Annotated in this window: 13 protein-coding genes; 6 read left to right on the forward strand and 7 right to left on the reverse strand. The window is 46.7% G+C overall.

Annotation, left to right across the window (positions count from 1 at the left end):
- Window positions 1–142: 142 nt before the first annotated feature.
- Complete coding sequence (locus RT717_RS23525; protein ID WP_317488789.1) at window positions 143–727, reverse strand: RNA polymerase sigma-70 factor; 585 nt, start codon at window positions 725–727, stop codon at window positions 143–145.
- Window positions 728–1072: 345 nt separating this feature from the next.
- On the opposite strand from RT717_RS23525, the gene RT717_RS23530 reads away from it, so the two are divergent.
- Window positions 1073–3340, forward strand: a complete 2268-nt coding sequence (locus RT717_RS23530; RefSeq protein ID WP_317488790.1) for a xanthine dehydrogenase family protein molybdopterin-binding subunit — start codon at window positions 1073–1075, stop codon at window positions 3338–3340.
- Between the two features lie 3 nt (window positions 3341–3343).
- Here the strand turns inward: RT717_RS23530 and RT717_RS23535 are convergent, their stop codons facing one another.
- The 4 genes from RT717_RS23535 to mazG all read right to left on the reverse strand — a co-directional run bounded on the left by RT717_RS23535 (window position 3344) and on the right by mazG (window position 5873).
- Window positions 3344–3739 (reverse strand): VOC family protein, encoded by a 396-nt coding sequence (locus RT717_RS23535; protein ID WP_317488791.1) that lies wholly within the window; start codon window positions 3737–3739, stop codon window positions 3344–3346.
- A gap of 78 nt (window positions 3740–3817) precedes the next feature.
- Window positions 3818–4585 carry a helix-turn-helix domain-containing protein gene (locus RT717_RS23540; RefSeq protein ID WP_317488792.1) on the reverse strand — a complete coding sequence of 256 codons (768 nt, stop codon included), beginning with the start codon at window positions 4583–4585 and terminating at the stop codon, window positions 3818–3820.
- 9 nt (window positions 4586–4594) lie between these two features.
- Window positions 4595–5008 (reverse strand): DUF1761 domain-containing protein, encoded by a 414-nt coding sequence (locus RT717_RS23545; RefSeq protein ID WP_317488793.1) that lies wholly within the window; start codon window positions 5006–5008, stop codon window positions 4595–4597.
- A 52-nt stretch (window positions 5009–5060) separates the two neighbouring features.
- Window positions 5061–5873 (reverse strand): nucleoside triphosphate pyrophosphohydrolase, encoded by an 813-nt coding sequence (gene mazG / locus RT717_RS23550; RefSeq protein WP_317488794.1) that lies wholly within the window; start codon window positions 5871–5873, stop codon window positions 5061–5063.
- Window positions 5874–5972: 99 nt separating this feature from the next.
- Here mazG and RT717_RS23555 point away from each other — a divergent pair, with 99 nt between their 5' ends.
- The 3 genes from RT717_RS23555 to RT717_RS23565 all read left to right on the forward strand — a co-directional run bounded on the left by RT717_RS23555 (window position 5973) and on the right by RT717_RS23565 (window position 8873).
- Window positions 5973–6215, forward strand: coding sequence for a hypothetical protein (locus tag RT717_RS23555; protein ID WP_152001563.1), 243 nt, complete (start codon window positions 5973–5975; stop codon window positions 6213–6215).
- A gap of 119 nt (window positions 6216–6334) precedes the next feature.
- The gene (gene glmM / locus RT717_RS23560; protein ID WP_317488795.1) at window positions 6335–7726 is read left to right on the forward strand and encodes a phosphoglucosamine mutase; all 1392 of its coding nucleotides are present in this window, start codon (window positions 6335–6337) and stop codon (window positions 7724–7726) included.
- Between the two features lie 4 nt (window positions 7727–7730).
- The gene (locus RT717_RS23565) at window positions 7731–8873 is read left to right on the forward strand and encodes a cysteine desulfurase family protein (protein ID WP_317488796.1); all 1143 of its coding nucleotides are present in this window, start codon (window positions 7731–7733) and stop codon (window positions 8871–8873) included.
- A gap of 1 nt (window position 8874) precedes the next feature.
- Here RT717_RS23565 and hemH read toward each other — a convergent pair whose 3' ends face one another.
- Window positions 8875–9906 (reverse strand): ferrochelatase, encoded by a 1032-nt coding sequence (gene hemH, locus RT717_RS23570; protein ID WP_317488797.1) that lies wholly within the window; start codon window positions 9904–9906, stop codon window positions 8875–8877.
- Between the two features lie 82 nt (window positions 9907–9988).
- On the opposite strand from hemH, the gene RT717_RS23575 reads away from it, so the two are divergent.
- Entirely contained in the window at window positions 9989–10759 is a 771-nt protein-coding gene (locus RT717_RS23575) for a hypothetical protein (protein WP_317488798.1), read from the forward strand.
- Between the two features lie 7 nt (window positions 10760–10766).
- Here the strand turns inward: RT717_RS23575 and RT717_RS23580 are convergent, their stop codons facing one another.
- Entirely contained in the window at window positions 10767–11330 is a 564-nt protein-coding gene (locus RT717_RS23580; RefSeq protein WP_317488799.1) for a YqaA family protein, read from the reverse strand.
- Between the two features lie 210 nt (window positions 11331–11540).
- On the opposite strand from RT717_RS23580, the gene RT717_RS23585 reads away from it, so the two are divergent.
- Window positions 11541–12749 carry a hybrid sensor histidine kinase/response regulator gene (locus tag RT717_RS23585; protein ID WP_317488800.1) on the forward strand — a complete coding sequence of 403 codons (1209 nt, stop codon included), beginning with the start codon at window positions 11541–11543 and terminating at the stop codon, window positions 12747–12749.
- Window positions 12750–12752: the final 3 nt, after the last annotated feature.

Genomic DNA, 12752 nt, shown 5'->3' on the forward strand with positions numbered 1-12752 from the left:
ATATACTAATTGTTTAAATATGTCCACGCCTACCAACTAGACGGGCAACTCGCTGTTTTTCCTAAAAGGAATGTGAAAAATATCAGATTTATTGTTTTCGTCGGATGAGGTCGCAATAATGGAGTGAGTTCTGTCGAAAAACCTAGCCCAAAAAAATAAGCAGAAGACTAAAAATAATGCTTCTCAAATAGAGCCGCATGACCTTCAGAGATTTCGTCAGGTGGTACTGAACTGCCTTTTCCGAAATCTTCAGCTTTTGCGCAATTTCTTCCACTGGTGAATGATCAAGCCGATTCATTCTAAAAATACTCCTTGACTTTTCCGGCAGCTGAGTAAGTCCCTCTTCTATCAGCTTAGAAAGATCACTTACTGCCATCATGCGGTCAGTATTATTCTCGCCTGTAGGAGGCGAAACTTTAAGGTAATCGAGGTATTTATTTCTTACTACCTGGCTGTGTATGTAGTCGATGACGCTGTTTCTGATGGAAGAATGCAAATATGCTTCAATCTGCTTTATATGCAGCAAATCTCTTTTGTCCCAAAGCTTCAGAAATAGGTTTTGAACAAGGTCTTCAGACACCTCCTTGTTTCTTGTGCTTTTGTAGGCTATCAAAAAAATCCTATTCCAAAACCGTTCGTATATGACGATGAATGCGTCTTTTTCTCCCCTCTGGAAAGCTTCCAGGAGTTCGTTGTCATTGGCATAGCTGGACGAAAGCACTTTCATTTTCAAGTAGGTAGAACTCTGCAATGTTAGTAAAACTCGATATAAATCCAAGTTTAGACAGTCGGAGACTAGATTAAATATAACAAATATGGCGGTGAAATGTAAGCGCTATAGCGCATAAATATTTAAAGTAGGGATGGTGAAAATTGAAGAAACTAAATCTCTCTTCGTCATTTAAAAAGTTCTATTAAATTTCCTTTTTTTAATGCTCCTGTGTTAGGCACATTTAGAAGGGTGCCATCGATTGGGCGAAGTCGGCCAAAAGGGAATCCCTGGAAATATCCGCAACCCCGTCAACTTTTCAGCATATTTTAATTAGCTTTATTATTCCACAAAACTTTGTTTATGAAGCCTCTGCACAACTCCCTGGAACCATCCATTCTCAAAAAAGTTGATCGCCGTTCTTTTCTGAAAATTAGCGGCATCAGCGCCACAGGCATTATCATCGGTATGCAGATAGGGTGCTCTCCTTCGAAAAAGAAAGATAGCGGCATTCCTTTCTCCCCCAATGTTTACCTGACGGTGAACAGCGACGGCACGGTGACCATAGTGGCCCACAGGTCGGAGATGGGAACCGGTATTCGTACGGGATTGCCGCTCATTGTGGCCGACGAGCTGGAAGCCGACTGGAGCAAAGTGAAGGTGGTGCAGGCCATAGGAGACGAAGCCCGGTACGGAAATCAAAATACAGATGGGTCGTTTTCGGTGCGCATGTTTTTTGAGCCTATGCGAAAAGCAGGTGCCACAGCCCGAATGATGCTGGAGCAAGCTGCGGCCAACGAGTGGGGTGTTCCTGTTGGCGAGTGCAAGGCAAAAAACGGCGAAGTGGCGCATGAGGGCAGTGGTAAAAAGCTTGGGTTTGGAGAGTTAACTGAAGCGGCGTCAAAACTGGAAATGCCTGCCGAAGACAAAATCACCCTGAAGAAAAAGTCAGAGTGGAAATTCATTGGCAAGTCCACGCCCATCGTTGACATTGAAGACATTATTAGTGGCAAGGGCGGGTTTGGCCTGGATAAAAAGGTGGCTGGCATGAAATACGTCACGGTCCTCCGTTGCCCGGTGGCGGGAGGAAAGGTAAAAACCTTCAATGCAGACAAAGCCTTGCAGGTAGCTGGTGTACAAAAGGTGTATGAAATGCCTTTCACAGCTTTCCCCGGCGGTATAAACGCCCCGTTGGGTGGTCTGCTCGTGGTGGCGGACAGCACCTGGGCAGCCATCAAAGGGCGAGATGCGCTGGAAGTAGAATGGGACTTTGGCCCCAATGCCAAATACAGCACAGCCGACTATTTCAAAGATATGCTGGGAAGGGTGAAAAGCAAAGGTCAGGTGCACAGAGAGGAAGGGTCGGTAGAGACATCCTTTAAAAATGCAGCGAAAACCATTGACTCCACCTACCTGATACCCCATCTTTCTCATGCACCCATGGAGCCGCCTTGTGCCGTAGCGCATTTTAAAGATGGAAAGTGCGAAGTGTGGGCTCCCACCCAAAACCCTCAGGGGGCCAACGATGCCCTGGCTGAGGCGTTGAAAATAGACAAAGCCAATGTCACAGTAAATGTCACCTTACTTGGCGGCGGCTTCGGACGGAAATCAAAGCCTGACTTTATCGTGGAAGCTGCACTTGCCTCTCAAATGAGTGGCTTTCCCGTCAAAGTCATTTGGACAAGAGAAGATGATATTCAGCACGACTTCTTTCACGCCTGCAGTGTGCAGCGGATCAAAGTGGCGCTAGACAACAACAACAAAGTGACGGGCTGGGAGCACCACAGTGTTTTCCCTCCCATCGGTGGTACTTTCTCACCAGATGCAACGGGGCCAAGTTTTGATGAGCTCCAGCTCGGCATGGTCGACATGCCTTTTGATATCCCCAACATCTCTTGTCAGTCGCACGAGGCGAAGGCCATGACCCGTATTGGCTGGCTTCGGTCAGTGAGCAACATCCAGCACGCCTTTGCCATCGGCAGCATGGTGGATGAAATTGCAACAGCCAGACAAATGGATCCGGTAGAAAACCTGCTGGATTTGATCGGGTCGGACAGGGAAATCCCCTTTGACAAGCTGATGGAAGGCTTTGGCAACTATGGCGAGCCTGTTGAGAAGTTTCCGATGAAAACAGCACGCCTGAAAAACGTGGTTAAGCTCGCTGCCGAAAAGTCGGGGTGGGGCAAAGAACTGCCTAAAGGGCACGGCATGGGCATTTGTGCCCATCGCAGCTTCCTTACCTATGTGGCCTGCGTGGTGCATGTGACGGTTGGCGAAGCTGGCAAGCTCACCATTCCGGAAGTTCACTTCGCCGTTGACTGTGGCATTGTTGTGAACCAAAACTCCGTGAAAAACCAGTTTGAAGGAGGTGGAACATTCGCCTCCAGCCTTGCCCTGAAAGGGGGTATTGCTTTCAAAGATGGACAAACGGTCGCTAAAAACTTCGACCAATTTGAAGTGGCCCGCATGCAGGATGCCGCCAAAGAGATATTTGTTCACCTGGTAGAAAGTGACGAAAAACCGACAGGTGTGGGAGAACCGCCCGTCCCACCTTTTGCGCCTGCTCTGGCCAATGCCGTGTTTGCGGCTACAGGAAAGAGAAGCAAAGAACTGCCCATCAAGATGAGCTAGCAGTTACTTGATGTCGCTTGCAAACACCAACAGGTATCCGTTGAGATCACGGATACCAAATTCTCGCTTCCCATAGAAGGTGTCTTTTAGTGGCATAAAGACCTCCACTTTTGCCTCTACCTCCCGAAACAGCGCAGCGGCATCGTCCACTTCGATGAATAACGAGAGACTGCCGCCAGTTTTTTCAGTATTGAAGCCTGGAAGATCTTCGCCAATACTTGCAGCGGTCTGAAACATGAGCTGCACCGCTCCATGCATCACCATTCCCCATTGAAGACCACCGCTCGGGGCAGGCACGCTCGGCCCTTCGGTAAAGCCAAAAATTGTCGAATAGTAGGCCATGGACTCCTCCACACTTGCGACCATCATGTTTGGTGAAAGCTGTTGAAATTTTTGCATCTTCTAATGGTTTGTTTGTGGCCACAAGTTAGGGCTAGCCAGCTCATCAGCTTTTGTAAAAACCCGACAATTGACGAATTAATGCATAAGGCTGGATGGCAAAAAGTGTCCAAATTCCCGGAAATCTTTGGCAAGGTGAGCATGATCGTAGTAGCCCATATCCCAGGCAAATTCCATCAACGACCCATCGAAGCCTGAAAGCTTCCCGGAGGCCCTTCTGAAGCGAACGATGCGCTGGTACATTTTTGGAGACACGCCAACCCTTTCCCGGGACTTTCTTTCCAAAGTTCGCTCACTCAGGTGATTTGCTTTGCAAAATGCATGGATCGACTCTGATGGCCTGTTGAAGAACTGATCCACCAAATCATACTGGCTCTCATTTCCCAATCGTTCAAGCAATCGAAGCTCAATCAGGTTGATCCTTTCTGAAACTGGCAAAAAAGCCATTTGCTCAGTCAGGTTGTGCAAATCACCCTCGTCCAGTTCCTTAAGTGAGGCGGTCTTGTTGCTAAATTCCGCCAGCGGACGCCTCAGAAACCTCCACGCTCCCTGGTTTTTAAACCTCACACCCAATAAATCTGTTGCACCGCCTGCTTTTGTGAAAATAGGTGCGGTTTGGATGCCGACATAAAAGGACTGAAACTTGTTACAGGAAATTTTGCCATGCTCCTCGTAGAGAAGTGGGGCAGAGAAGTTGAAAATAACGTCGGAACAGGCGTCGGGAAACACGGGCCTGAAGCTACTGAGCTGAGTGGCACTTTTGACACACCAATAGCACTCTACAAACTGCTGCAGCCTGAGGTTCGGACGAAATTCGGTATAGGGCATATCAGGCTGCAACAACATTGCTGAAAGCTAGTTTTCGTACTTTCTCCAGCCGCCCAGAATAGTGCCGGCTAGCGTCCAAACCACAAGATCCGCTCCCCCGTCGACCCAGGCTAAGCCGTAAGGTCTCATCGAAAAGAAATTTACTGTCATGTGCATGAGCAGCGAAAACGAAACAGCCATAATAAAGGCTGTTTTTGCGCCATCGGCAGCCGACCCGACATTCATTCTTTTGAAAAGCCATGCCAACACATAGGCAAAAACAACGGCAGTAACTACACTCGAAATGTAGGGCGTGGATCCTCCCGACATCACATCAGCTTCGGTAAGGTTATTAAGCCGCATCCAGGTTTCTGCAAACATCCCATACCACAGGGCAGGAATAACCTGACCAAGCACAACAATGACCAAAATGGCCCAGTGATTGATTTTCAGTGTTTTCATAGTAAGTAGGTTAGTGTGATAAGCTATATCAAATTAACCATTTTTACCCGAATCACAATTTCTTCGCCCGGTTCCAGTATTCGTCCATTTCTGCCAGCGTCATTTCCCCAAGACTCTTTCCTTCTTTAGCCGACTCCTGCTCGAGGTATTGGAATCGCTTAATGAATTTCTTATTGGTTCGCTCCAGGGCCTCCTCAGGATCGATATCAATAAATCGTGCATAATTGACCAGTGAAAAAAGCAAATCACCAAATTCACCTTGTGCCTTCTCCCTGTCAATTTCCTTTTCGCCGCTCACATTGAATTCTTCCTTGAATTCCTGCATTTCTTCTTCAACCTTTTCCCACACCTGCTGCTTCTCTTCCCAGTCAAAACCAACACCTCTGGCTTTATCCTGGATCCTGATCGCTTTTACCAGCGCAGGCAGGGTTTTTGGCACGCCACCTAGCACAGACTTATTGCCCTTTTCTTTTAGCTTGATCTTCTCCCAGTTTTGCTTGACTACTTCTTCGTTTTCGGCCTTCACATCGCCATAAATATGTGGGTGCCGGTTGATTAGCTTTTCACACAATGCATCAATGACATCGGCCACATCAAAGCTGCCAGTTTCCGACCCAATCCTTGAGTAAAAAACCAGGTGAAGCATCAAATCACCCACCTCTTCTTTGATCTCATCCTTATCTCCCTCCAGAATGGCATCTGACAATTCATAGGTTTCCTCTATTGTCAGGTGGCGGAGCGTTTCAAAGGTCTGCTTTTTGTCCCACGGGCAGTTTTCACGCAGCTCATCCATAATGGTAAGCAACCTGTCAAAGGCTTTCAATTTTTCTTCTCTTCGTAAATCTGGGGCGGGTATTTTTTCCATCAAATGAATTTTCCTTTGCAGCGACTTGTTCAACAAACAGGCGGCTGATTAGGTATTGTAAAGCCGCTCTTTTTTCTTTGCATAAAGATATAGAATGCCATGGTAACAGTTTTATTGGGGATTGGATTTATAGCACTGTTCTTCATTTTGATGTCGGTACGGCTGATATTTTTAAAAAATGGAGAGTTCAAGGGCACATGTGCTTCACAGAGCCCGTTCCTAAATAAGGAAGGTGTAACATGTGGCTATTGCGGCAAGAATCTACAGCCCGGAGATGCTTGCGCTGACCCTGCAGGGGGGAATCCAGACTCAGAAGTCAACAAAGTTTTGTCGAAATTTTAATGCTTTCAATCGATTAACGGTGGTATCCACCTTGCGAAAGGCACTATCTTTGAATTCTACCATTTTATCACGGTATTTTTTCAGTAAATTTGCGCCCGCAAGTAATTAAACCTGGAAAAGTGACTTTAATTAAATCAATATCTGGAATCAGAGGAACAATAGGTGGCAAAGTTGGTGACGGCTTGACTCCTCTGGATACTGTTAAGTTTGCCGCAGCCTATGGCCAGTGGCTATTGACACAAAAGGCTCATCCAATGGTGGTGATCGGACGAGATGCACGGATTTCCGGCGAAATCGTCTCCAGCCTCGTGGCGTCTACACTACAGTCGCTTGGCATCGATGTAATTGACCTCGGTCTTTCAACTACTCCCACTGTAGAAATGATGGTAGTGGAAGAAAAAGCCGGTGGGGGAATTATTATCACTGCCAGCCACAACCCGATACAATGGAATGCGCTTAAGCTGCTTAACAACAAGGGAGAGTTTCTGTCGGGAAGTGACGGCGAAAACATCTTATCTATAGCGGATGAAGAGGCCTTCGACTTCGTTGACGTTAAAAAACTCGGCAGCTACACCTTCAGAGAAGGCACCATAGAAAAACACATTGAAAAAATTCTTGCGCTGCCGATGGTAGATGTTGAAGCCATCAGGCTACGCAACTTCTCTGTTGCTGTGGATGCAGTGAATTCAACAGGAGGCATAGCAGTACCCATGCTGCTGAAGAAACTGGGAGTAGACCGGGTCGAAGTTTTCTACGGTGAACCCAATGGCCATTTCCCTCACAACCCCGAACCATTGCCTGAGAACCTTACCCACATTTGTGGTGAAATAGAAAATGGCCAGTTCGATCTGGGTATTGTGGTCGATCCTGACGTGGATCGCCTGGCACTCATTTGCGAGGACGGCAATACTTTTGGTGAAGAATACACCCTGGTGGCCATCGCCGACTATGTGCTGTCGCAAAAGCCCGGGCCAACCGTGTCCAACCTTTCTTCGACCAGGGCACTTAGAGACGTCACTGAAAAATATGGGCAGAAATATGAAGCGGCTGCGGTCGGCGAAGTGAATGTAGTCGAAAAAATGAAAGCAATCGGCGCTGTGATCGGTGGTGAAGGCAATGGCGGAGTGATCCTTCCTGAGCTTCACTATGGTCGGGATGCGCTCGTAGGCATCGCCCTTTTTCTTACCCACCTGGCCAAGTTTGGGAAAAGCGTGTCGATGCTTCGGTCAAAATATCCTAACTACCATATTTCGAAAAACAAGATTGAGCTTTCCCCTGAAATGGATGTTGATCTTGTATTGCACGAGATAAAGGACAAATATCAGCGTCAGCCGATCAATACTGTGGATGGTGTCAAAATTGAATTTGACAAAGAATGGGTGCATCTTCGTAAATCGAACACCGAGCCCATCATCCGGATTTATTCTGAGTCAGAAAGTCAGGCGACAGCCGAGCACCTGGCCCATAAAATCATGATGGACATCAAAGAGATTATTTCAGAAAAAATCTGAAGCCATGCGAGTATACCTTGACAACGCTGCCACCACACCACTCGATAAAGAAGTGCTGGAGGCGATGCTACCCTACCTGACCGAGCACTTCGGCAACCCAAGTTCCATACACGGGCATGGGAGACTGGTGCGGTCGGCGATTGAAAGGTCAAGGAAAAAAGTGGCTGAGCTATTGAATACCTCCCCTTCAGAAATCTTTTTTACTTCCGGCGGCACCGAGGCTGACAATACTGCGCTGACGAAGTCAATTGAAGCCTATGGCCTCACGCATGCCATCACGTCAAAAATCGAGCACCACGCTGTGCTTCACACACTTGAGTATCTTCACGAGCAGGGCAAGATTGACCTAACCTATGTGGAGCTTGACGAAAAAGGTCATGTAAGCCTGGATCACCTGGAGGCGTTTCTGAAAGACCATCCCGGCAAGGCTTTGGTCAGCCTGATGCATGCCAACAATGAAATTGGCAACCTGAATGATATTGAGAAAATAGGCCAACTGGCTAAGGAGTACCAAGCCGTTTTCCATACTGATACCGTGCAGGCAGTAGGGCACTACCGCCACGACCTGCAGGCGCTCAACCTGAACATGATGGTGGGTGCGGCCCACAAATTTCACGGGCCAAAAGGCGTTGGCTTCCTGCACATCAACCATAACTGCAAGATTCATCCCTTCATCCATGGCGGAGCACAAGAGAGAAATATGCGGGGAGGCACTGAAAACGTTCCGGGCATCATTGGCCTGGCCAAAGCGCTGGAGCTTGCTTATGAGCACATGGACGAGCACCGGAAGCACATGGAAAGCTTGAAAGAAAGCATGATCCGCCAGTTATCCGCCAACATTGAGGGCATTACCTTTAACGGCGACTCGGCCAATCTTAATAACAGCCTTTACACTGTGCTCAGTGTCAGCCTTCCTCCCAACGAAGACAACGACATGTTGCTCTTCAGCCTTGATATAGAAGGAGTTTCTGCTTCTGGTGGCAGCGCTTGCTCCAGCGGTTCGAACGTTGGCTCACATGTGTTGGGTGCTTTGGGAGTAGATCCCATGCGGGGAAATATCCGTTTTTCTTTCTCCCGCTTCACCACCCAACAAGACATAGACTTCACCGTTCAAAAACTGACTGAGCTTGTGGCTGTCAGAGCCTGATCTAAGAAGCTTTTTCCAACACCAGGTTTTTAAGGCATTCTATCCAGAGCGGGTGATCATTGAGGCTTTCCACCAAGTCCCAGCGTTCTCCGCCAGCCTCTAAAAATTGTTCCTGATAGGTTTCTCCTACTTCAACAGTCGTTTCGAGGCAGTCCGACACAAAAGCCGGAGAAAAGGCGAGTACTTTTTTGTAGCCCTTTTCAGCAAACTCTACCAGCTTCTCGTCTGTATAGGGCTGTATCCAGGGAGTTTTCCCCAGCCGGCTTTGAAACGCAACGGTATATTTGTCCTCAGGAATACCCAGGCTTTCAGCGATTAACCGAGAGGTAAGAAAACACTGAGCACGGTAGCAATACCGGTTCTTATCGTGGTAGTTGTTGCAGCACTTGCCCAGCTGGCACTGTGAACCAACCGACCCTTTGAGAATCTGTCTTTCGGGCAACCCGTGGTAGCTGAATAAGTAGTGATCGTAGTCATGCTGCTCCATCCACTTCTTTGCCCGTTGAGCAATCACTTCTATGAACATCGGGTCGTCCGCAAACTGGTTGATGAAACGAATGTTGGGTATAATCTGCCATTTCCGAACAAGCTCCATTACTTTATCAGCCACTGAGCCGGTGCTGGCGGAGGCATATTGTGGAAAAAGAGGCACCACAATTATTTCGCTAACATGCGCTTTTTTTAACTCGTCCAGCCCCGATGCAATACTCGGATTTTGATATCGCATGGCCAGTGCCACCACGTAATCGCCGTTCAGTTCTTTCTGAAGCAAGTCTCTCACATCCTCGCCATAATACTTGAGCGGAGAGCCTCTCTCATCCCATAACTTTTGATATTCCGCCGCTGACTTGGGCGCACGAAAAGGAGCTATGATAAGGTTAACAAGCATCCATCTCTGAGCAAAAGGAATATCAATTACCCTGCCGTCCATTAAAAATTCTCTCAGGTATTTCCTTACATTAGGGGTATCTGGCTGATCTGGTGTTCCTAAATTGACCAGCAACACTCCCTTTTTCCCTTTCTTGTTATTCATATTTCAAATTTATAGACTAACAGGATTTTTTAAGGATGGTTGTCGAATTCTTTTAATTAATTTAGTTAAACAAAATGCAATCATGAGAAAACACGTAGCTCAAATAACGCTATCACTCGTACTATCCACAGCAGTTTCTTCATCCTTCGCTCAGGGCTCAAATGTTGGAAATACCGCCTCCACAGCGGGCAACGAATACCTGCAAAAGCAAAATGCCGTTGACCGACTTGCGGCAGTTAACCCCAACACGGCAACTTTCGGAATACCCCTGCCCCCTGCGTCGCTTGAAGGCGATTTCTATCTCGATTCAGAGTTCAAAGAAGGAAGCTTCGAATTGACCGTGTCTCCCAAAGTGTATGATGATATGGTGATCAGATACGACCTCAGGAGTAACCTTATTGAAATCAACTATGACGACGGCGTAAGAGGGCTTGACGGAAATAAGGTAAAATATTTTGACCTGAAAACTTCTACCAATAAGTACAAAAGGTATGTCAATGTGAATCAGCTCAAGGGTAGTGGTGACGATATGCCAACGAATATTTTTCTGGAGGTGATCCTTGACGGCGCTGTGCCGCTTTATTCTTATGAAAAGATCACAATTAAGAAAGCAGACTACAACGTAGCCCTCAATGTGGGCAACAAAAACGATCAAATTCTGAAAAAGCCTGTTTACCTCTCCATTGTAGATGGCAAAGCTATCGAGCTAACCAAAGGCAAGAACTCAAATGTGTTTTCACTTTTGCCGGGAAAAGAAAATGAATTAAAAGCGTATGCCAAGGCCAACAAGATCAAGCCTAAGGATGTTGAAGATTACGTGGCCATTATCAACAAAATAAATTCTATGAACTAGAGCCAAATCAAAAGTTGTGGGCGGCCCATATAACATAAGCATACGCACTAAAGCGTATAAAGCGGGTGAGCGAAAACAGCAGCATCTTTTTGAAGGAATACTTCACCGCTCCCACCAGCATACAAATACCTGAAAAAGGGAGTGGCGTGAGCGCAGCGACAATGATCAAAAAGCCGCCATATTCGTCAAGGTAGGTGGTGTACTTGCCAAAAAAGTTTTTCTCGAGCGCTTTGTAGAACTGGGTCTGATTGAGATACGAACCAATAAAGTATCCAATCACCCCCGCAGCGTAGGACAACGCCGCCAAAATCAAAACGTTGGAGATGTAAATGGCTGCCACTCCTTCTCTGAGCGACCAGATCATAAATACCTCGGGGGGAATAATGCCCACTACAACCTCGGAGACTGTGAAAATGGAAAATACGTAGAGGGGTTTTTCGTAAATGGGAGACAACCAATCCAGGTAGTCAACATCCACATATCGCTTCACCACGAGGTAAACTACTACCAAAAGGGCAAACCAAGCCAAGCCCTTCAAAAGATTCTGTAGCAGAAAACCTTGTCTGTTCATACCTGGTCTATTCTTCCCGGGCAAACATAAAAGTTAGTTTGCCCATTATTATCACCATTGCCCAAAAAAAGTATGAATAGAATGAAAAATGTTGCTGTACAAGTTAACTATTCACTAAAAAGAAGGTAGTAAAGCTAAAGTTTTGTAACAATATGGGGGTTCTTTTCCGTCTGAATGTTTAAGACTTAGCAACTACCTAATCAAACCACCTTGCAAGAAAAAAAGTATTCTATTTTATATGTAGACGATGAGTCAAACAACCTCATCGTATTTCGCAACGCCTTTTTCAGGAATTTTAAGGTAATCACGTCCAATTCAGCGGAGGAGGCCCTGGATATTTTGAAGACTGAGGTGGTTCAGGTGATCATTTCTGACCAAAGAATGCCGGGCATGACTGGTATCGATTTTCTGTCGAAAGCGAACCAGATATCGCCCGATTCCATCAAGATGATACTCACAGCCTACAGCGATATTGACGTGATACTCAAAGCTGTCAATGAGGTCGGCATTTATCAGTTCATCCTCAAACCATGGGATTCCAATCACCTGCTGCTCACCCTTAACAACGCTATACAGAAATACGAACTCAGCACTCAAAACAAAGCCCTGATTGACGACCTGGGCAAGGCCAAGGCCAACCTCGAACAAAAAGTGATTGAGCGCACCCAGGAGCTGGCTACAAAAAACAAAGAGCTCTCCACTCTCAATGAAGTCAAGGACAAATTCTTCTCGATCATTTCTCATGACCTGAAGCTGCCCATCGCTTCGCTCAACATCCTGCTTGAAATTATGCTCAGCTTTAAGCACCAGCTTGATGAGCAAAAAGTGCATGATCTGGGTGAAAAAGCAAAGGAATACCTCCAACACGTTACTCAACTGCTCGACAATCTGCTTCACTGGTCATTGTCGCAAACTGGCGATATTAAAATCAGTAATAAAAAGACGGACCTCGTGAAGGTGGCCAAAGGTCAGGTGGACCTATTTGATTTTCTGGCTTCACAGAAAGACATCCGTATCGTCATGGAAACTGACGGAAGTCCTTTGTGGTCAATGGTGGACGAAAATATGGTAAGTCTGGTGCTGCGAAACCTGATCAGCAACGCTATCAAATACTCCCACGAAAAGGGAGAAATTCACTTGTCATTCAAGAGAGAGAAAGACGCCGTTGTCATTTCGATTGTCGATGCTGGCGTGGGAATCCCGCAAGAGCTGATAGAAAAGCTACAGGGAAATACCTGGAGTGAGCCAAGAAGGGGCACGATGAATGAAAAAGGGGCTGGCCTGGGACTCAGGCTGGGCAAGGAGTTCATAGAAAAAATGCACGGGCAGCTTATTATCGACAGCAGCGTGAACAAGGGGACTAAAGTAAAAGTATACCTTCCTCTCTATGAGGTTGTAACCCAAAAGGAAATTGCTTAGAAA

It is taken from the genome of Imperialibacter roseus, assembly GCF_032999765.1.
Taxonomy (GTDB): Bacteria; Bacteroidota; Bacteroidia; order Cytophagales; family Cyclobacteriaceae; genus Imperialibacter; species Imperialibacter roseus.

Coding starts and splice junctions, on each gene's coding strand:
- RT717_RS23525 (WP_317488789.1), bottom strand. CDS start 727: ATGAAAGTGCTTTCGTCCAGCTATGCCAATGACAACGAACTCCTGGAA.
- RT717_RS23530 (WP_317488790.1), top strand. CDS start 1,073: ATGAAGCCTCTGCACAACTCCCTGGAACCATCCATTCTCAAAAAAGTT.
- RT717_RS23535 (WP_317488791.1), bottom strand. CDS start 3,739: ATGCAAAAATTTCAACAGCTTTCACCAAACATGATGGTCGCAAGTGTG.
- RT717_RS23540 (WP_317488792.1), bottom strand. CDS start 4,585: ATGTTGTTGCAGCCTGATATGCCCTATACCGAATTTCGTCCGAACCTC.
- RT717_RS23545 (WP_317488793.1), bottom strand. CDS start 5,008: ATGAAAACACTGAAAATCAATCACTGGGCCATTTTGGTCATTGTTGTG.
- mazG (WP_317488794.1), bottom strand. CDS start 5,873: ATGGAAAAAATACCCGCCCCAGATTTACGAAGAGAAGAAAAATTGAAA.
- RT717_RS23555 (WP_152001563.1), top strand. CDS start 5,973: ATGGTAACAGTTTTATTGGGGATTGGATTTATAGCACTGTTCTTCATT.
- RT717_RS23565 (WP_317488796.1), top strand. CDS start 7,731: ATGCGAGTATACCTTGACAACGCTGCCACCACACCACTCGATAAAGAA.
- hemH (WP_317488797.1), bottom strand. CDS start 9,906: ATGAATAACAAGAAAGGGAAAAAGGGAGTGTTGCTGGTCAATTTAGGA.
- RT717_RS23575 (WP_317488798.1), top strand. CDS start 9,989: ATGAGAAAACACGTAGCTCAAATAACGCTATCACTCGTACTATCCACA.
- RT717_RS23580 (WP_317488799.1), bottom strand. CDS start 11,330: ATGAACAGACAAGGTTTTCTGCTACAGAATCTTTTGAAGGGCTTGGCT.